A 19,031-nucleotide genomic window follows, 5' to 3' on the forward strand; every position below is an offset into this window, starting at 1 on the left:
CACGCGCATGCCGGAGCGCTTTGCGTCCTTCAGCTTGTCGATCGGCACCCCGGACGCCGCGTCGATCGCCTGACCGAGCACCTCACGGAGCCGGCCGAACAGGTCGGCCACCCCGTCCCCGTCGAGCCCGTCGGCGGGCTTGAACGGGCTCAGCCGGGCGGCGTGCAGGATCTCGTCGGAGTAGGCGTTGCCGATCCCGGCGAGCCGGCGCTGATCGCGCAGCACACCCTTCAACTGCGCCCTCCCCGCCTCGGCGAGGACGCGGCCGAGGTCGGCGGCGGTGAAACCCTCGGCCATCGGGTCGGGCCCGAGCGCCGCGATCCCGGGCACCTCCTGTGGGTCGTCTACCACGTAGACGGCGAGGTGTTTCTGGGTGCCGGCCTCGGTGAGACTGAAGCCCGACCCGTCGTCGAGCACGACCCGCAGCGCGAGCCCCGACTTCCCTGGTCGCGCGGGCACCGTCGGGGCGACCTGGTGCCACTGCACCCACCCGGCACGGGCCAGGTGGAAGATCAGGTGGATGCCCTGCGCCCCGATGTCGATGAACTTGCCATGCCTGGCCACGCCGTCGATCTCGAGCCCCGCGAGCGCATCCAGTGGGATCCGGAACGTCTTGAGCGCGGAGAAGGACACCAGGTGCCCCGACGCGATCGCCCGGCCCGCAGGCGCCCGTCGAGGGTGGTGGCGAGCGCTGCCACCTCAGGCATCTCCGGCATGGTTCCTCCTCACGCACACGCTACCGCTCAGCCGCCCGCCCGAGGCGGCCCGCCGTCGCGTGCCGGTCGCGCATGCCGCGCCAGGCGCTCAGCAGCTCGGCCCCGGGAGGCGACCGCGGTCGGACCAGCCACGCGTGGGTCGCTCCAACACCAGCGACAGCCGCCGCAGGTACTCCTCGCGCGGCACCTCGTAGGCCCCAGCGTCCCGAGGTGCTCGGTGAGCCACTGCACGTCGAGCAGCTCCACCCCGGACGCCTCGAGTTCCAGCACGAGCCGCACCAGCGCGACCTTCGACGCGTCCCTGCCACGCTCCGGGTCGTGGAACATCGACTCGCCCGCGAACAGGCCGCCCACCTGCACCCCGTACAGCCCGCCGACCAGTTCACCGTCGGCATCCCACACCTCGACGCTGTGCGCCCAGCCCGCTCGTGGAGGCGACGGTAGGCGGCCGAGATGCGCGAGTCGATCCACGCGCCGTCACGTGCGGGGTCGGCGCAGCGCCCGACGACCCGACCGAACTCCAGGTCGGTGGTGGTGCGGTACCGCCTCACCATCTTCCCGAGCGACCTGGTGACCCGCAGCCCCTGCACCGGCAGCAACCCCCGCAGCACCGGCGACCACCACCCCATCTCCGACCGGTTCAGGGGCATCGGGAAAACGCCGCAGCGGTAGGCCTCCAGCGCGACGGCAGCATCGAACTCGTCGGAGTATCCGATGAGATCACGCGGCGGCCAGTCCTCCGGCCGGCCGAACAGGGTGCCGAGCATGCCCCAAGTCTGTCAGCGTCCGGGACATCGGCGGGGAGCTCACCCGGAACCGTCCCCAACCGGCCCTGACTCCCTCGCCTTCCTTGGTCGCGTATGTCACGCTTGAGTGCGTAGGAAGGGGTGCGGATGGCTACCCAGAACCAGGCGGTCGCCCTCACTGAGGGCATCACCGCCAACGCGATCCACGAAATCCTCGAACTCGCGATCGAGGGCAAAGGCAGGCTGCCCGGGGCCAAGCACGCCGCGAAACAGCTTCTGGTGCAGCGCAATGACGCCGAGCTTGCGATCTCGCGCATGCTCACCACCCACGTCGCCATGGCCAGCGGCCAGGGCTTCGCCACCAACTGGGCGGGTTCCTCGTCTCCCTCGTGACCATTCCCGCCAACATGGCCGCCGCCACCTTCCTGCAGGCCCGCCTCGTCGCCGGGATCGCGCACCTGCGCGGCTATGAGCTGACCGATCCTCGGGTCCGCACCGCCATCCTCATGGTGATGCTCGGCCCGGCAGGCAACGCCGACCTCGTCTCCAAGGGCGTGCTGCCCTCGTCGCCGCTCGTGGTGGCGACGGCGCCGGTCTTCGATGCCCGCCTTGACCGTCAGGTCTCGAAGGCTCTTCTCGACCGCGCACTCAACCAGATGACGGGCAAGCGGTTCGGCGTGTGGATGGCCAAGCGGGTGCCGATCGTCGGCGGTGGCGTCGGCGCGGCAGTCGATGGCTGGTCGACCAGGTCGATCGGGATGCACGCCATGGAGGAGTTCACGAGCCGCCGTCCGCGGCTGACCCGCACCGTCGTGGAGACCGACCCTCAGTAGTCGCGCTGCACACGCGCCGTGATGAGGCAGGTCACCTCATAGGTGATCGTGTCCATCAGGGTGGCGAGTTCCTCGACGCCGATCCGCTGGTCGCCGCTGGTGCCCATCACCACGACCTCGTCGCCGACCCTCACGGTGGTGGGGCCGGGCCGAGGTCGAGCATCGTCTGGTCCATGCACACACGCCCCACCACGGGGTACGAGACGCCGTCGATCAGCATCCGGCCCCGGGACGAGAACCGGCGGGAGTAGCCGTCGCCGTAGCCGATGGCGACCGTCGCGATCCACGTGTCGCGCTCCGCCTCCCAGGTGCGTCCGTAACCGACGGTCTCACCGGCGCGGATGCGCTTGACGAAGTTGACCCGGCTCGTCCACCGCGCCACGTCGCGGAGCCCGGCCGGGTGCCCTCCGACGACGTCGGGGTAGGACCCGTAGATCATGATGCCTGGCCGGATCAGGTTGCTGCGGCCCAGATCGTGGCCGAGGACGGCGCCGGAGTTGGCCACGTGCACCAGCCCGATGGGGCCATGGGTCCGCTCGACCTCATCGACCACCGCGTAGAACCGGGCAAGCTCCGCGACCGTGTAGTCGGCGCCGTCGTCGACGTCGCTCACGGGGAGGTGGGTGAAGATTCCCTGCAGCCGCAGGTTGGGCGCGGCATCGATCCTGGCTGCGAGCGGGGCCGCCGCATCCGGGTCGATCCCCACACGTCGCATGCCCGTGTCCACCTTCAGGTGCACGTCGATCGTGCGCCCAGCCAGCGCGGCGGCCGCCTGTGCCTGGTCGACGGTGTCGTCGTCGTCGACCGACAGCGTGACGTCGGCCGCGATCGCGTCGGGCAGTTCCTCGGCGAGCGAGGGGAGAACTTGAGGATCGGCAGGGTGACGCCGGCGGCGCGCAGTTGGCGGCCCTCCTCGACGAGCGCGACGCCCAGCCATTCCGCCGATCCGCGCTCCTGGATGCTCAGCGCCACCGGCACCAGCCCGTGTCCGTATGCGTCTGCCTTCACCGGGGCGAGCACCATCCTCCCGCCGGCCAACTCGCGTGCGACGGCGAGGTTGTGGTGCAGCGCATCGAGGTCGATATGCAGGCGCGTGAGCATGGTTCCCAGTGTGGCCCCGGCCAGGTAGGAAAGTGAAAACGCCCGGCAGCCCTGAACTCAAATCGTGGCAGACTTGCGGCCATGTCGAACCAACAGTGGAACAGCGGTCAGGGCTCCAATGAGTGGGCGCCGCAGCAGGACTGGGGTCAGCAGGCCCAGCCGCAGCCTTCCGGTCAGGACTGGGGCCAGCAGGCCCAGCCCCAGCCTTCCGGTCAGGACTGGGGACAGCAGGGTGCACCGGCGCAGGACTGGGGACAGCAGGCCGCCCCGACCCACGACTGGGGACAGCAGCAGGCCCAGCCGCAGCCCTCCGCTCAGGACTGGGGCCAGCAGCAGGCCCAGCCGCAGCCTTCCGGTCAGGACTGGGGCCAGCAGGCCGCCTCCACCCACGACTGGGGACAGCAGCCGCAGCCTGGCGCTGACTGGCAGTCTCAGCCGGCGCAGCCCGACTGGAATCAGCAGCAGAACTGGCAGGGCCAGCCGCAGCAGGGCCAGTACCTCCCAGCCCAGCAGCAGTTCCCGGCCAGGCCGGTCGAGCCCAAGGGTGGCCTGTTCGACTTCAGCTTCAAGAAGCTGTCGCTGCCCGGCTCCGCAGGCACGATCTTCCTGGTTGGCACGATCGCCGTCGCCGTCGGCTGGCTGTTCGGGTTCATCAACCTGCTCGGCTCCGGGTTCGCGACCCCGCTCAATGTCATCGAGTCCCTGGTCAGCGGCCTTGCCACCGCTCTGTTCCAGATCCTGGTGCTGCGGGTGCTGGTCGAGATCGGCGTGATCGGCACGAGGCTGCTGACCAGGGCGGAGGAGAAGCCGGCCAAGAAGACCGAGTCACCCGAGGCACCCTGATCCCACCCACGGCGGCTCAGGCGTCGGGCCTCACCTGATGGTGAGCAGGGCGTCGACGGCCTCCGAGGTGACACCGATCACCGGCCAGGCGCCCGGTGAGCTGTTTCCGAGCACGCTCACCGTGGTGGCCGCGGCCGGTATGTGGGTGGAGCAGAAGGAGACGCCCGCGTCGTAGCCCTCGATCATCGTGGCGGCGCCTGTCGCATGCAGCCAGAGCCCGAGGCCGTAGGCGTTGCGGGGCTCTGATCCGTCGGCCGGGGGCGTCCGCATCGCGGCCACGGTGGGAGGCGACACGATCCGCCCGGAGTGGAGCGCTTCCCAGAACCGGTGGAGGTCGGCGGCGGTGCTGAAGGCTCCGCCGTCGCCGTTACCGAGGACCGGCAGTCGGAGGGCGTTGACGGCGTCCCCCTCTTCGAAGAGGTAGCCCGTGGCCGCCGAGCCTGGGAGGTCATCCATCCGCAGATACGCGGTCTCGGTGAGGGCCGCGGGTGCGAACACCGAACGCTGAATGACCTCGTGGAAGGCCTGTCCGGTGATGCGTTCGAGGACGATCGCGAGCACCATGTACCCACCGTTGCAGTACGAGAAGGCACTCCCGGGCTCGAACTTCTGCGGGAAGCCGTCGAGCGCAGGCAGAAATGCCTCCGCGGTGGTGAGGGTGTGCACCGGGAGGGTGAAGACGTAGTCGTCGACCTCCCACTCGCCGTCCTCATCCAGGTAGTCGCCGATCCCGACGTGTGCCTGAGCAGCTGCTCGATGGTCACGGCATCATCGATCAGTGGGAGGTCCCCGCCGAGGATCCCACGCACCGGCTCATCGAGCCTCAGGCTGCCGTCCTCGACGAGCCGGAGGATCGCAAGGGCGGTGAACGCCTTGCTTCCGCTGGCAAGGCCGAACTGCATGGCGGCCGTGACGGGCACCCCGTACCCGCGGTGGGCCAGGCCGTAGCAGCGCTCGAACACGCGCCGGTCGGCGACATCGACGGTGACGACGCCCGAGAACGAGCGCTCGCGCGCGGCGGCATCAAGGGCGGCGGCATCGAGCGTGAGCATGACACACATCATGACACCGCCCCACGATCCACCGGTGCCCGCGGGCGCGGGTCAGTACAGCAGCGCCATCGCGGGCTCGGCGAGGATCGACGCTACGTCGTGCAGGAAGCGCGACCCCTGCTCGCCGTCGATGATCCGGTGGTCGAACGCGACGGCGAGCGTGGTGACCCAGCGCGGCTCGACCCGCTCGTCCGCGCCCTCGCCGACCACCCACGGCCGGCGCTGGATGGCGCCCATGCAGAAGATGGCCGACTCGTCGCCGTTGATGATGGGCGTGCCCGCGTCGATACCGAAGACGCCGACGTTGGTGATGGTGAAGGTGCCGTGCGCGTAGTCGCCGGGCCGCAGCTTGCCCTCGCGGGACACCTGCACAAGCCGGTTGATGGTCTGGCACAGCTCCAGCAGGCCGAGCCGCTGCGCCGCCTTGATGTTGGGCACCATCAGGCCACGCGGGTGGCGGCCGCGATGCCGAGGTTCACGTCACGGTAGTAGACGATCTCCTGACGCTCCTCGTCCCACGAGGTGTTCAGGTCGGGGTTGCGGCCGAGCGCGAGACAGATGGCCTTCGCGTAGATCAGCAGGGGTGACACCCGGAGGCCCGCGAACTCGCGGCGTTCCTTGAGTCGCTCCACGAACTCCATCGTCCCGGTGACGTCGACGGTGGTCCATTCGGTGACGTGCACGTGCGTGTTCACCGAGCGCACCATGTTCTCGGCCGTCAGTTTCCGCACGCCCTTGATGGGCACCCGTCGCTCGGCGCGGCCCTCAAACGGGTCGAACCCGCCGAGCCCCTCGGTCGGGCCACCGAACGCGGAGCCACCCATGCCCGAGTCGGAGAAGGACGGACCGGGCTGACCCCCGTCACCGGCGGAGAAACCGCCACCGGCCTGGAAGGTGGCGCTGTCGTTGATGATCCGGCCCTCGCGCGGCTGCTCCGACAGGAAGCGGAACGCGGCGGCGGCCTCGACGTCACGTCGGGTGATCGACCCGTCGGGGCCGGTGCCGACGATCCCGGCGAGGTCGACGCCGAGATCCTTCGCGTACTTGCGCACCGGCGGCTTCGCCTTGACCGACCCGGCCTCCGAGGCGAGCACCAACTGCGACTCGGCGGGCGCGCGGCCCGGGTCGGCAGCGGATCGCCCTCGGGCTGGGCGGTGATGGTGGTGGTGGGATGCACCTCGTCGGTGCGGCGCCCCGGCTCGTGCGGTTCATAGGCCGCGGACAGCGCCTCCGACGCGGCCCGCGACTCCTCCGCCGGGCGGGTCCGACGGCGTCGACGTGACGGCGTCGCATCGCTCGCCCCGTAGCCCACCAGGTTCGGCTCCGGCTCGTCCTCGGCCGGGTCGCTGCCGTCATCGATCTCGACGATGGGCGCGCCCACCTCGACGGTGGTGCCCTCGGGCACCAGCAGCGCGGTGACTGTGCCCGCGTACGGCGAGGGAAGCTCGACGAGCGACTTGGCCGTCTCGATCTCGACGAGAATGTCGTTGACCTCGATCGTCTGGCCCTCGGTCACCCGCCAGGCGACGAGTTCGGCCTCGAGAAGCCCTCACCGGGGTCGGGCAGCAGAAACTGGCGCTTCACGCGAGCGCTCCCTTCATCATCGGCTCCATGTCAGGCTCCTCAGTACGCAAGAGACCGGTCGACGGCGTCGAGGATCCGGTCGACCGAGGGCAGGTACTGCTCCTCGACCCTTGCAGGCGGGTATGGCATGTCGAAGCCCGCCACGCGCTGCACTGGCGACTCCATCACGTAGAACAGGTCCTCGTGCAGCTTCGCCGCGATCTCCGCACCCACGCCGAGGGTCTTCGGCGCCTCATGCACGATGATCGCCCGCTTCGTGCGGCGCACCGACGAGATCACCGTCACCCAGTCGATGGGGCTGATGGTGCGCAGGTCGACCACCTCGAGCGAGGTGCCCTCCTCCTCAGCGACGGCGGCCGCGTCGAGGCACGTCTTGACCATGGGCCGTAGCAGAACAGGGTTGCGTCGGTGCCGTAGCGGGTGATGGCCGCCTGATGCATCGGCTGCGGCTTCGCGGTGAAGTTCACCTCGCCCTTGACGTGGTAGCGGCGCTTCGGCTCGAGGAAGACGACGGGATCGTCGGACTGGATCGCCTGCTGCATCATCCAGTAGGCGTCGTTCGGGTTGGAGCACGCGACGACCTTGAGCCCCGGGGTGTGCGCGAAGTAGGCCTCGGGCGACTCGGAGTGGTGTTCGACCGCGCCGATGCCGCCGCCGAACGGGATGCGGATCACCATCGGCATCGGGGTCTGGCCGCCGGTGCGCATGTGGAACTTGGCGACCTGGGTGACGATCTGCGAGAAGCCGGGGAACACGAACCCGTCGAACTGGATCTCCACGACCGGCCGGTAGCCGCGCATGCAGAGCCCGACGGCGGTGCCGATGATGCCCGACTCCGCCAGCGGCGAATCGACGACGCGGTTCTCGCCGAACTCGGCCTGCAGCCCCTCGGTGATGCGGAACACGCCGCCGAGCTTGCCGATGTCCTCGCCGGCGAGCAGCACCTTCGGGTCGGCCTGCAGCGCGCGGCGCAGCCCCGGTTGAGGGCCTTCGCCATGGTGAGCGTCTCGCTCATGCTTCCTCCCCCTCGAGGTACTCGGCGAACTCGCGACGCTGGGACTCGAGCGCAACGGTCGGCTCGGCGTAAACCGTCTCGAACAGCCGGTCCATCGTGGTGTCCTCCAGCTCAGGGATGGCCGCGCGGATCTCCACACCCAACTGCTTCGCCTCCTCCTCGACGGCCGCGAACCATGCGTCGTCGACGGCGCCCTCGGCCCGCAGGTACCGCGTCAGGCGCAGGATCGGGTCGCGGCCACGCCAGGCCTCCTCATCGGAGGACGCGCGGTACTTGGTGGGATCGTCCGATGTGGTGTGCGCCCCCATCCGGTAGGTATAGGCCTCGATGAAGCAGGGCCCTCCCCCGATCTGGCGCGCTGGAGGGCCCAGTCGGTGACGGCCTTCACGGCGAGCACATCGTTGCCGTCCACCTGGACGCCGGGGAAACCGAAGCCTCGGGCACGCTCGAAAAGCGGGATACGCGACTGCAGGGCGATCGGTTCGGAGATGGCCCACTGGTTGTTCTGGCAGAAGAACACGACCGGGGCGTTGTAGGAGGCGGCGAACACGTAGGCCTCGTTGACGTCGCCCTGGCTCGCGGCGCCGTCACCGTGGTAGACGACCACTGCGGAATTCTCGGCGTCGTTGTCGTTCCCGACGGCACCGTCCAACTGGAGGCCCATCGCGTAGCCGGTCGCGTGGAGCGTCTGGCAGCCGATCACGATCTGGTAGTTCTTGAAGGTCTCGAGCCGCTGCCAGTCGCCGCCGTCCGAGCCGCGGAACAGGGCGAGCAGATTGGTGAACGGCACCCCGAGCACCATGGCGACGGCGTGCTCGCGGTACGACGGGAACACGACGTCCCCTCGCGCAGCGCACGCCCGGAGCCGACCTGCGCAGCCTCCTGGCCGAGCAGCGGCGTCCAGAGCCCGAGCTCGCCGTGGCGCTGCAGCGCGGTGGCCTCTGCGTCGAAGCGGCGGGCGAGGATCATGTCACGCAGGTAGCCGACAAGGTCCTCGGTGGTGCCGACGAACTCGAACGCATCGTGACTGACCCGTTCCCCTCAGGGGTGAGGAGCTGAACCATGTCGTGGCTCTGACCGCGCACGCGGACCCCTTTCGACAACCTACGAAACCGTAACTTACGCCAGCGTAGCTTACGGATCGGGCGGCCCGGAGATGGCGATCCACCAACCTGACCCCCGGGATTGTGGGAAGCCGACAAACGGCCGGGACCGTGAACGACCGGTGACCCTTCGGTGACAACTCGGTGGATTCGCCCTTTCCAGCTTGCCGACCACCTTGTGTGCCTAGAGTGTGGAACCCAGCGGCAGGGGGCAGGATTTCTGCCGTCCTGCGGCAGATCTCATACGTCAATCGACCATTGGAGAGAGATGACCACACACACCTCGCGGTTGACGGCGGGCCTCGCCGCCACCGCATTGGTGGCAAGCGGCCTGGCGATCACCACCGGCGCCACCACCGCCACCGCCGACGTCAAACAGTGCGTCGCGACCAACCCCACGGAGACGGTGTCCGTCTTCGGCATCAACGACTTCCACGGGCGCGTCATCGACGACTCGAAACCCGTGACGGACCCGACCGCGTACCTGGCGGGCCGACTGTTCACGCCGGTCGAGCAGGCCCGCGACACCCAGGGCGAGGACAACGTCCTGCTGATCTCCTCAGGCGACAACATCGGCGCTTCCACGTTCGTGTCGATGATCACCGACGACCTCCCGACCCTCGACATCCTCAACGCTGCGGGTCTCGACGTGTCGACCGTCGGCAACCACGAGTTCGACAAGGGCTGGAGCGACCTGTCCGGCCGCGTGGCCGCAGACTCCGAGTTCGGCTACCTCGGCGCCAACGTATACAAGGGCACCGGCACGACCGTGCCTGCACCCCTGAAGGAATACGAGATCTTCGAGAAGGCCGGCGTGAAGATCGCGGTGGTCGGTGTCGTCACCGCCGACGTGCCCTCCCTCGTCTCCCCGCCGGCGTCGCAGGCCTGAGGTTCGGCGACCCCGCCGCGGCCGTGAACCGCGTCACGAAGGCGCTCCTCGACGGAGACACGGCCAATGGCGAGGCCGATGTCGTCATCGCCTCGTTCCACGAGGGCGCAGCCAACGGGGCCCTCACGGCCGCGCAGAACGCCGCAGACAGCGCCGCATTCGACGAGATCTTCCGCGACGTCGACCCGCGCGTCACCGCGATCTTCAACGGCCACACGCACCAGAAGTACATCTACGAGTCGACCAGCAAGGTCCCGATCATCCAGACCGGCTCCTACGCGGCCAACATGGGCAGGATCGATCTGGTCGTCGACTCGATCACCAAGGGCGTCTGTTCCGCGACCCCTGCCGTGACCGAGTCGCCCAAGACCCCGACGAGTCATTCCCAGCCATCGCGGCCATCAATGACATCGCCGAGGTGGCGTTCGGCGTCGCCGACGAGCTCGGCAGGGAGGTCGTCGGCGAGGCGACCAAGGCGATCTCGACCCCGGCACCGGCGGCTCGGGCACCCGCGACCAGGAGTCGCCGATGAGCAACGCCGTCGCCCAGATGTTCTACGACACGCTCAGCAACGGCAACCCGAACTTCATCGGCCTGCAGAACCCCGGCGGCACCCGAGACAGCTTCAACGCGGGCGACATCACCTACCGCGAGGCTGCCATGACGCTGCCGTTCGCCAACTCGCTGTTCACCACCGAGATCACCGGCGCGCAGTTCAAGACCGTCCTCGAGCAGCAGTGGCAGCGTGACCAGGAGGGCAAGGTTCCGTCGCGTCCATTCCTCCAGCTCGGCCTCTCAGACAACGTGACCTATACCTACGACGAGACCCTCGAAGAGGGCTCGCGGATCACGTCGATCATGGTCAACGGCAAGCCGATCGACCCCGCCGCGAAGTACACCGTCGGCTCCGGGTCGTTCCTGATCGCGGGCGGCGACAACTTCTGGGAGCTCGCCAAGGGCACCAACACGAAGGACACCGGCCGCGCCGACCTTGAGGCATGGGTCAACTGGGTGGCCGACTCCAGCCCACTCAGCCCCGACTACACCAAGCGGGGCGTCTCGGCGAAGCTCGCCGACGGCACACTCGTCGAGGGGGCGACGACCTTGTCTTCTCGTTCGGCCAGGTCAAGGCCGACGGCGTCGCTCCGCAGACCCTCGACATGTACCTCGAGACGGGCGACAAGGTCTCCCGAAGCTCGCCAACCGGCAGATCCGGGCCTACCTCGACGGAGTCCAAGTCGGTTCCGGCAAGGTGACCAACGGCGCGGGCACCATCTCCGTGTGGCTGCCCGAGGGCACCAGCATCCTGAGCGGCAACTACACGCTGGAGTTCAAGGTGCTCGAGTCCGGCACCACGATCCACTTCCCCATCAAGGTGGAGACCACGGCCAAGCCGAAGCCCACGCCGACCCCGACCCCGACGCCGACCCCGCCGCCGGTCCCCAGACGCTGTACACCACTCCCGGCGTGCACCGTGTCAATGGGCGCCTCTGGGTCACCTCCTGCGAGCCGTACTCGCAGACCACGCGCTGCCGCACAGAGATCTGGGCCACCCAGATCCGCTACATCGACGGCAGGTTCGTCAAGGTCAACGACTTCGCGTTCAACAACATGACGTACCTGCCTCGAAGCGGTCCCTGTGGGTGGGCAACCCGCTCGGCACGCCAGGCAACCACGTGGTCAACGGTCGCAACTGGCGCACCGAGTGCGACACGGCCCTGACGGGTCGCAACGCGTGCCGCAGCTTCATCAAGACGTGGGTGATCGAGCCCGCGCCGGGTGGCGGCTACCGCAACGTTCAGAAGTATGTGCTGAACAACATCGTGCTGTTCTCCTGAGCATCGCCTGACGCGAGGGGCTGGACGCCGGCGGCGTCCAGCCCCCTCCATGTCGTCACCCCTGATGGGCCGCCGGAGGAGGCGGTCGGCGCCCACTCGGGCCGCTCAGGACATATTCAAACTGTTTCGACTCATCACGGCTCACGGGATCGTTTGAAACGGACAACACCCACACAGACACGGACAACACCCATAGCCAAACCTCAGTAAATCCCCGAAAAAGGTACCCCAGGGTGGTTCCGAAATGTATCGAACGGGGTAGAATCGGAACATGTTGGACGGCCCGTTCCCGAACACCCGCGATGAGGCAATCGCGCGGCTGGAACAGGGCCTCCACCTCTGGAACTCCCCCCAGACGTCCGGAACACCGGAACACGAGTTGGAGCAGTTGGCCCAGCTCAACACCCTGATCGACCGACTGCTCGCCACCCGCTCCCTGGCCATCTCCGACGCCGACAAGCGACGGGTCGCCGAAACGGCGACCGGGTTGACGATGGCTGTGTGGCTGAAGTCGACCCGACGGGCCACGAAGGGCGAGGCGACCGGGATCATCTTCGCCGGCCATGACCTTGCCGCACACCCGGAGGTCGGCAAGGCCGCGGTGGACGGGACGGTCTCGACCAGGCAGGCGGCGTGTATCACGGCGATGCTCGACGATCTACCGTCCCGGTTGAGTGTGGAGCAGCAGGGCAGGGCGGCGGAGTTCCTGGTCGCGAAGGCCGCCAACCTCGACACCAACTCGTTGAAGCGCCTCGCCAGTGAGGCGCTCGACGTCGCAGACCCGGTCGAGTCGGAGGCTGATGCGGCGCAGCGGGAGCAGGTGCGGTTGGAGGCGCAGCAGCGACGCGCGGAACGGAACCGGGCGTTCCGGTACCACTACGACGACGGGTCGCTCCATTTCTCCGGCCAGGTCCCCGCCGTCGACGGCGCCGAACTGGTCCGCCTGGTCGAAGCCAGGGTCGAAGCCGTCAAGCGCGCCACCCGTGACGATCGACGCGGAGCCGATGTGGGGCGGCCTGAGGTGACTCCGGAGCAGCGGGCGGCGGACGCGTTCATGGCGATCATCCGCGGACATGACACCTCGGGTGTGCGGGTGGCGCAGGACCGGGCCCGGGTCGTGGTCCACCTCGACGAAGAGACCCTGCGGCGTCGCGTTGAGCAGGCAGGAGTGCTGCCGTCGGGCAGAAGATCAGCGCAGGTGAGTTGCGGCGCCTGTGCTGCGACGCTGACCTCACCCCCGTCGTCCTGGGCACCGCCTCTGAGGTACTCGATCTGGGCCGGACGCGGCGGCTGGTGTCCGATGAGATGCGCCTCGCGCTCAGCATCCGTGACCGCGGCTGCGCGTTCCCCGGCTGCGACGCCGCCGACCATGAGTGTGAGGCCACCACATGGTTCCGTGGTGGGCAGGAGGTGCCACCACCCTCGGCAATCTCGTCCTGCTGTGTCCGAAGCACCACAAACTGGTCGAGCCACCCCGGATGCACCACCCGCCAGGCAGACCTCCAGACGGAACCCGAACCTCTGGGCGGGACTCTGCCCGGGAGCGGTGGGAAGTCCGGATCAATCAGCACGCGATGCCCGAGTTCCTTCCCCCGGAACGGCTCGACCCGACACGCTCCCCGATCCCGGCCACGGCACCCTGCCCCTGACCGTCTGACCCGCCCCATCGGCGGGTCGGACGGTGCGCCCCGGCCCAGCTGAACATCCGGGAAGGCATCCACCGACCGGAGCCGGCCGTGACCGCGTCGTCCGCATCACCCCATCCGGTCCCCGCGAAGCAGCCGGGGCAGTGGCCACTATTTTCAGCAGGACCGACCAGAATCGGCCACTGGCCCATTTCTCCAGGAGGCCCGGCAGGAGGACGGGCAAGTCAGTGGGCACCTTTTCCAGGCAGACCGACCAGAATCGGCTACTGGCCCATTTTTCCGAGCCCGGCAGCCCAGACCCGGCGCGCGCAGAACCATCCCCGTTGCTGCCAGGAACCCCAACCACCGCACGGCCCTGACCGACGCCTGAACAGAGCACCCCCGTCCGCCTCGACGCAGCAAAGGAGCGGGGTAGTGGTCACTATCTCAGCAGGACCGACCAGAACCGGCTACTGGCCCATTTTTCCAGGAGGCCCGACAGGAGGAGGGCAAGTCAGTGGGCACCTTTTCCAGGCAGACCGACCAGAATCGGCTACTGGCCCATTTTTCCGAGGCCCGGCAGCCCAGACCCGGCGCGCGCAGAACCATCCCCGTTGCTGCCAGGAACCCCAACCACCGCGCAACCCTGGCCGACGACCCAGACGGGGGATCCCCGTCTGCCGCGACGCCACCAAGGAGCGGGGTAGTGGTCACTTTTTTCAGCAGGACCGACCAGAATCGGCTACTGGCCCATTTTTCCGAGAGCCCGGTAGAGGGCAGTGGCCACTATTTTCAGCAGGACCGACCAGAACCGGCCACTGGCTGAATATTCGCTTCTCTGAGCGCCACGAGTATTGCGGTTGAGCGCCACCTGCTCGTGGGCGCGTTCGCGTCGTTGAGCGCCACCGGGTATTCGGGTTCGGCGCCACCTTCCTAGGCTCCTTCTGCCGCGTGGCTGATCACGCGGCAGAAGGAGTAGTTCGGATGGTACGCAGGATCAAGGCGAAGCTGGTGTTGAGGCTTCGCGCGGAGGGGCTCACGGGTCGGCAGATCGCGGCGCAGGGTATGTCTCGGCACTCGGTGTCGGCGGTGCTCGACGCCGCCGACCGGGAGGGCGTCGGCTGGGACGACGTCGCGGAGCTCGACGAGGCGGACGTGTATGCGCGGCTGTTCCCCGGGCGTGGTGAGCACGAGAGTGTTCACGCGCAGCCGGACTGGGACAAGGTACATCGGGAGCTCGCGAGGGTCGGGTGACGTTGAAGCTGCTGCATGGCGAGTACGTCGATGCCTGCCGGGCCAAGGGCGAGACGGCGATGGGCTACGACCGGTTCTGCAAGACCTACCAGCGTCATGTGCTGGTGATCGGGGCGGCATCGCGGGTCGGTCACAAGGCCGGGCAGACGGTCGAGGTCGACTGGTCGGGCAAGACTATGCAGCTCAGCGACCCGGTCACCGGGCAGGCGACGAGGGTCTACCTGTTCGTCGCGACGCTGCCGTTCTCCCGCTACTCGTTCGTCGAGCCGACGCTGGATATGAAGCAGGACACCTGGCTGCGCGCGAACACGGCGATGTTCGACTGGTTCGGCGGCAGTGTCCCCGGATCGTCCCGGATAACCTGAAGGCGGGTGTGATCAAGCACCCTGCCGAGGGCGAGGTGGTGCTGAACGACGCGTATCGGGAGCTCGCGGCGCACTATTCGGCGGCGGTGCTGCCGGGACGGGTGAAGAAGCCGAAGGACAAGCCGAGTGTCGAGGGCACGGTCGGGAACGTTGCGACGGTGGTGATCGCGGCTCTCCGCGACCGCACCTTCGCGACGCTGCCGGAGTTGCGGGCCGCGGTCTACGAACGCGTCGCCGCTTACAACGCGAAGCCGTTTCAGAAACGCGCCGGGTCGAGGCTTTCGGTGTTCGAGGGTGAGGAGAAGCCGCTGCTGCGGCCGCTCCCGCAGGTTCCGTTCGAGATCTCGCAGTGGCTCTACGGCCGCAAGGTCCAGAAGAACGGACATGTGGTGTTCGAGAGGAACTTCTACTCGGTCCCTTACGAGAACATCGGCCGGTCCGTCGACCTGCGCATCACCGACACCACCCTCGAGGTGTTCGCCGGCGATCAGCGGCTCACCAGCCATCTCCTCGCCCCAGCCGGGGTGGTCAACGAGTACCGGACGCACGACTCGGATCTGCCCGACGGGCCCCGCTACCAGCAGATGGACCCGCAACGGGCACGGGAGTGGGCCGCTCGGATCGGGGAGAACACCACCACGATCGTGAACCGGATCTTCGAGTCCGTCCCCGTCGACGAGCAGGGGCTGGGAGCTGCGCTGGCAGTGCTCAGGTTGACCCGCCGCTATTCCGCCACCCGGGTCGAAGCCGCCGCCGGCATCGCACTCGATGCCCGAGTCCGATCACCCAGGTATGCGCACCTGCGGCCGATCCTCGACTCGAATCAGGACCAACGCGGCAGAGGCCCATGGTTCGAACCAGCCGACGAGGAACCCGCCGGCTACGTCCGCGGCGCCGACTACTACGCAGGAGGCACCCGATGAGCCGGCTCGACTCCGAGACGAAGCGGAAGCTGCGAGAGATGGGCGTCCCCGCCCTCGTCGACGCGCTCGACATCCAAGACGAGGGCCTCACGATGGGGCTGGTGTTCGAGGAGCGGATCAAGCTCGCCGTCGACGACGCCCACGCCGCGTTCACCCACTCCAAAGTCGAAGGCCTCATCCGCCGCGCCGGGCTCCGCTACCCGAACGCGGACCTCCGCCGCGTCGACATGCTCGAACAACGCGGGCTCGACAGAGGCGTGATCGCGCAGCTCGGGACCTGCCAGTTCATCCAGAGGCACATGAACGTCGTGTTCCAAGGCTTCACCGGGTCCGGGAAGAGCTATCTCGGGTCGGCGCTGGCGAAGCAGGCGTGTCAGCACCGCTACCGGGCGCACTACATCCGCATGCCCGACCTCGAAGAGACCTGGACCGCGGCGAAAGACAAGCCCGCCGGTCGGGAGAAGTGGTTGCGGAAGTACTCCACGTTCACGCTCCTCGTGATCGACGAATGGCTGCTCGACCCGCCCACCGACGACGTCCGGTTCATGCTGCTCGAGCTCCTCGAACGCCGTTACGACGCGACCTCGACGGTGTTCTGCACCCAGTACGCGAAGAAGGACTGGCACCAGCGCCTCGGCGGCGGGGTCCACGCCGACGCGATCATGGACCGCATCGTCCACAACACCCTCTGGATCGAGACCGGCGACGTCAACATGCGCGAGCACACCGCCGCCGCGGCCGGCTGAACCCGGGCCGGTGAGCGTCGCGCCGACCGGGGTGGCGCTCACCGGCAATACCGGTGGCCCTGAGAGTGAATATCGACTGGCCCTCAACCGCAATAATCAGTGGCGCTCACGACTCCAAATACTCAACTGGCCCATTCTTCCGAGGCCCGGCAGCCCAGACCCGGCGCACGCAGAACCATCCCCGTTGCTGCCAAGAACCCCAACCACCGCGCAACCCTGGCCGACGCCCCAGACGGGGATCCTCCGTCTGCCGCGACGCCACCAAGGAGGGAAGCAGGGGTAGTGGTCACTATTTTCAGCAGGACCGACCAGAACCGGCCACTGGCCCATTTTTCCGAGGTCCGGCGGAATCAAGGCCGACGGGAGCGGAGCGGGGCGGGTCGGTCGGCGGGGCGGGTCGGTCGGCGGGCGGGTCGGTCGGCGGGAGCGGGTCAGTCGTCGATGACGTCCTCGCCGCGGCGGGCCAACTCGGCGAGAGACTCGCGCATGCCGAGGATCTGCTCGGCACTGTGCCCCTCCCAGTCCATCAACTCACCCACGACGCGGACCGGGTCGGCCGAGCGGTAGGACTGCGTCGGGTTCCCCGGAAACCGCTTGTCCGTGACGTTCGGGTCGTCCTCATACGCGCCTGTCGGCTCGACGACGTAGATGCGCTGCACCCCGTCCCCGTCGGCCAGTTCCGCACCCCAGGCCGCCGCGTCGAGCGTCCGCGTGAAGTAGACGTGGTTGGCGCTCCGACCGCCACCGAAGTTCGACCGCCACCCGGCGACCAGCAGGTCACCCACGACCAGATCCGCCTTGGTGCCGTGCAGGAACGCTCCGGAGGGGTGCGCCTCGAAGGGGTCGGCCGGGTCACGATGCCGCCAGCGTCGCGACCAGCACCGCCTTGATGGTGTGCATCCTGTTCTCGGCCTGGTCGAACACGATGCTCGCCGGCGACTCGAACACCTCGTCGGTCACCTCGACACCCTCGATGCCGAACTGCTCGTGGAGATCGCGACCCACCGCCGTGGCCAGGTCGTGGAAGGCAGGCAGGCAGTGCATGAACTTCGCGTCAGGGTTGCCCGTGGCCGCCATCAGCTCCGCGTTGACCTGGTAGGGCCGCAGCAGTTCGATCCGTTCGGCCCACACCTCCTTCGGTTCGCCGAGCGACACCCACACATCGGTGTAGACGAAATCAACGCCCCGCACACCCTCGGCGACGTCGTCGGTGATGGTGATCCGGGCCCCGGTCGTGGCGGCCAGCCGTCGTGCCTCTTCGACGATCTCGGGCGCGTTCTGCTGCGAGGGGGAGCGACCATCCGCACATCCATGCCCATCATGGCGCCGGAGATCAGCAGCGAGTTCCCCACATTGTTGCGGGCGTCACCCAGAAACGCGAAGGCGATCCCGCTCAGCGGCTTGCCGCTGTGCTCGAGCATCGTCAACTGGTCGGCGAGCATCTGCGTCGGGTGCCAATCGTCGGTGAGCCCGTTGTAGACGGGCACTCCGGCATGCTCGGCGAGGGTCTCGACAATGCCCTGCCCTGCCCGCGGTACTCGATGCCGTCGTACCAGCGGCCGAGGACGCGGGCCGTGTCGGCCGCGGACTCCTTGTGGCCGATCTGCGAACCTGCCGGATCCAGGTAGGTGGTGGTGCCACCCTGATCGGCCATCGCCACCTCGAAGGCGCAGCGGGTGCGCGTCGACGTCTTCTCGAAGAGCAGCACGACCTGACGGCCCTCGAGCCGACGGACCTCACGCCCCTCACGCCGGGCGGCTTTCAGGTCGGCGGCCAGGTCGAGCAGCGAGCGCCACTCGTCAGCCGTGAAGTCGAGTTCCTTGAGGAAGCTGCGTCCGAGCAGGGTCATCGTCGCGCCTTTCGGGTCTGGAAGCCCTCAGGATAATCGGCCCGCGGCGCGGCCCCCGAGGGGTCCAACCCCGGACCGGGCCTCACCCGCCGACCGCATCGAGGATGCCGGGCATGGCCGCCTCGACGTCCTCGAGGGTCTCCTCGAAGCCGGCCTGATCGCCGTACCAGGGTCCACCAGCGCCTCACCCTTCGGTTTACGCGGGTTGAAGTCGTTCAGGAGCGCGACCCTTGCACCGGGCGCCGAGCGCAGCAACCGCTCGACCTGGAAGGGCTCAACCGCAACCACCAGGTCGGCCCCGAGCAGGTCGTCCGCGGTCACCCTGCGGGCCTGATGGCCGGAGGCGTCGTAACCGTGGGCCGTGAGGGTACGCGCCGCGCGCCGGTCGATGGGGTTGCCCGCCTCCTCCGCGGAGATACCGAAGCTCTCCACCTCCAGGTCGATCCCGCGCTCCCGCGCCTCCCGGATCGCGACCCGCTCCGCCATCGGGAACGACAGATGTTGCCCCAGCACACGAACACCAGCTTCGACATCGCCCCACCCTAATCC

Annotated in this window: 10 protein-coding genes and 11 pseudogenes; 9 read left to right on the forward strand and 12 right to left on the reverse strand. The window is 68.4% G+C overall.

Annotated elements, in window-relative coordinates; genetic code table 11:
• Positions 1 to 117: 117 nt before the first annotated feature.
• Both G7085_RS32485 and aat read right to left on the reverse strand, forming a co-directional pair.
• Positions 118 to 633: pseudogene (locus G7085_RS32485) on the reverse strand (DNA-formamidopyrimidine glycosylase family protein); the annotation flags it as partial.
• Positions 634 to 743: 110 nt separating this feature from the next.
• Positions 744 to 1,483, reverse strand: a pseudogene (gene aat, locus G7085_RS34765) (leucyl/phenylalanyl-tRNA--protein transferase).
• Positions 1,484 to 1,609: 126 nt separating this feature from the next.
• Here aat and G7085_RS10465 point away from each other — a divergent pair.
• Together G7085_RS10465 and G7085_RS10470 are read left to right on the forward strand one after the other, a co-directional pair.
• Positions 1,610 to 1,855 carry a hypothetical protein gene (locus G7085_RS10465; RefSeq protein ID WP_197510916.1) on the forward strand — a complete coding sequence of 82 codons (246 nt, stop codon included), beginning with the start codon at positions 1,610 to 1,612 and terminating at the stop codon, positions 1,853 to 1,855.
• Positions 1,852 to 2,295, forward strand: coding sequence for an EcsC family protein (locus G7085_RS10470; protein ID WP_197510917.1), 444 nt, complete (start codon positions 1,852 to 1,854; stop codon positions 2,293 to 2,295). The genes G7085_RS10465 and G7085_RS10470 overlap by 4 nt, the downstream gene beginning before the upstream one ends.
• Here G7085_RS10470 and G7085_RS30145 read toward each other — a convergent pair.
• Positions 2,289 to 2,429 carry an alanine racemase C-terminal domain-containing protein gene (locus G7085_RS30145; RefSeq protein ID WP_331715607.1) on the reverse strand — a complete coding sequence of 47 codons (141 nt, stop codon included), beginning with the start codon at positions 2,427 to 2,429 and terminating at the stop codon, positions 2,289 to 2,291. The genes G7085_RS10470 and G7085_RS30145 overlap by 7 nt on opposite strands.
• A pseudogene (gene alr / locus G7085_RS10475) lies at positions 2,426 to 3,396 on the reverse strand (alanine racemase). Before alr ends, G7085_RS30145 begins: the two are co-directional and overlap by 4 nt.
• Positions 3,397 to 3,477: 81 nt before the next feature.
• On the opposite strand from alr, the gene G7085_RS10480 reads away from it, so the two are divergent.
• Positions 3,478 to 4,239, forward strand: a complete 762-nt coding sequence (locus G7085_RS10480) for a DUF4282 domain-containing protein (RefSeq protein ID WP_197510918.1) — start codon at positions 3,478 to 3,480, stop codon at positions 4,237 to 4,239.
• 30 nt (positions 4,240 to 4,269) lie between these two features.
• Here the strand turns inward: G7085_RS10480 and G7085_RS30150 are convergent.
• The 5 pseudogenes from G7085_RS30150 to G7085_RS34775 form a co-directional block, all read right to left on the reverse strand.
• A pseudogene (locus G7085_RS30150) lies at positions 4,270 to 5,303 on the reverse strand (serine hydrolase domain-containing protein).
• A gap of 39 nt (positions 5,304 to 5,342) precedes the next feature.
• Positions 5,343 to 6,385, reverse strand: a pseudogene (locus G7085_RS10495) (dihydrolipoamide acetyltransferase family protein).
• Positions 6,386 to 6,708: 323 nt separating this feature from the next.
• Positions 6,709 to 6,807: pseudogene (locus G7085_RS34770) on the reverse strand (biotin/lipoyl-containing protein); the annotation flags it as partial.
• A 107-nt stretch (positions 6,808 to 6,914) separates the two neighbouring features.
• Positions 6,915 to 7,890, reverse strand: a pseudogene (locus G7085_RS10500) (alpha-ketoacid dehydrogenase subunit beta).
• Positions 7,887 to 8,954 (reverse strand): annotated as a pseudogene (locus G7085_RS34775) (thiamine pyrophosphate-dependent dehydrogenase E1 component subunit alpha). Before G7085_RS34775 ends, G7085_RS10500 begins: the two co-directional pseudogenes overlap by 4 nt.
• Positions 8,955 to 9,261: 307 nt before the next feature.
• On the opposite strand from G7085_RS34775, the gene G7085_RS10510 reads away from it, so the two are divergent.
• From G7085_RS10510 to G7085_RS10540, 6 genes and pseudogenes are all read left to right on the forward strand, one after another.
• A complete protein-coding gene (locus G7085_RS10510; protein ID WP_197510920.1) occupies positions 9,262 to 9,882 on the forward strand; it encodes a bifunctional metallophosphatase/5'-nucleotidase in 621 nt (206 codons plus the stop codon).
• 528 nt (positions 9,883 to 10,410) lie between these two features.
• Positions 10,411 to 11,604 (forward strand): 5'-nucleotidase C-terminal domain-containing protein, encoded by a 1,194-nt coding sequence (locus G7085_RS25530; RefSeq protein ID WP_231979413.1) that lies wholly within the window; start codon positions 10,411 to 10,413, stop codon positions 11,602 to 11,604.
• The gene (locus G7085_RS10520; RefSeq protein WP_197510921.1) at positions 11,559 to 11,720 is read left to right on the forward strand and encodes a hypothetical protein; all 162 of its coding nucleotides are present in this window, start codon (positions 11,559 to 11,561) and stop codon (positions 11,718 to 11,720) included. Before G7085_RS25530 ends, G7085_RS10520 begins: the two co-directional genes overlap by 46 nt.
• A gap of 271 nt (positions 11,721 to 11,991) precedes the next feature.
• Positions 11,992 to 13,421 (forward strand): annotated as a pseudogene (locus G7085_RS25535) (DUF222 domain-containing protein).
• A gap of 908 nt (positions 13,422 to 14,329) precedes the next feature.
• A pseudogene (gene istA, locus G7085_RS10535) lies at positions 14,330 to 15,887 on the forward strand (IS21 family transposase).
• On the forward strand, positions 15,884 to 16,633 hold the full coding sequence (locus G7085_RS10540) for an ATP-binding protein (RefSeq protein WP_197510922.1): 750 nt from the start codon (positions 15,884 to 15,886) through the stop codon (positions 16,631 to 16,633). Before istA ends, G7085_RS10540 begins: the two are co-directional and overlap by 4 nt.
• 431 nt (positions 16,634 to 17,064) lie before the next feature.
• Here the strand turns inward: G7085_RS10540 and arr are convergent, their stop codons facing one another.
• From arr to G7085_RS10555, 3 genes and pseudogenes are all read right to left on the reverse strand, one after another.
• Positions 17,065 to 17,445 carry an NAD(+)--rifampin ADP-ribosyltransferase gene (arr, locus tag G7085_RS10545; protein ID WP_197512848.1) on the reverse strand — a complete coding sequence of 127 codons (381 nt, stop codon included), beginning with the start codon at positions 17,443 to 17,445 and terminating at the stop codon, positions 17,065 to 17,067.
• A gap of 40 nt (positions 17,446 to 17,485) precedes the next feature.
• A pseudogene (gene argF / locus G7085_RS10550) lies at positions 17,486 to 18,482 on the reverse strand (ornithine carbamoyltransferase).
• A 27-nt stretch (positions 18,483 to 18,509) separates the two neighbouring features.
• Positions 18,510 to 18,995 (reverse strand): arsenate reductase/protein-tyrosine-phosphatase family protein, encoded by a 486-nt coding sequence (locus tag G7085_RS10555; protein ID WP_331715611.1) that lies wholly within the window; start codon positions 18,993 to 18,995, stop codon positions 18,510 to 18,512.
• Positions 18,996 to 19,031: the final 36 nt, after the last annotated feature.

Source organism: Tessaracoccus coleopterorum (assembly GCF_011174705.1).
GTDB classification, from domain to species: domain Bacteria; phylum Actinomycetota; class Actinomycetes; order Propionibacteriales; family Propionibacteriaceae; genus Arachnia; species Arachnia coleopterorum.

Coding starts and splice junctions, on each gene's coding strand:
- G7085_RS10510 (WP_197510920.1), top strand. CDS start 9,262: ATGACCACACACACCTCGCGGTTGACGGCGGGCCTCGCCGCCACCGCA.
- G7085_RS25530 (WP_231979413.1), top strand. CDS start 10,411: ATGAGCAACGCCGTCGCCCAGATGTTCTACGACACGCTCAGCAACGGC.
- G7085_RS10540 (WP_197510922.1), top strand. CDS start 15,884: ATGAGCCGGCTCGACTCCGAGACGAAGCGGAAGCTGCGAGAGATGGGC.
- G7085_RS10480 (WP_197510918.1), top strand. CDS start 3,478: ATGTCGAACCAACAGTGGAACAGCGGTCAGGGCTCCAATGAGTGGGCG.
- G7085_RS10465 (WP_197510916.1), top strand. CDS start 1,610: ATGGCTACCCAGAACCAGGCGGTCGCCCTCACTGAGGGCATCACCGCC.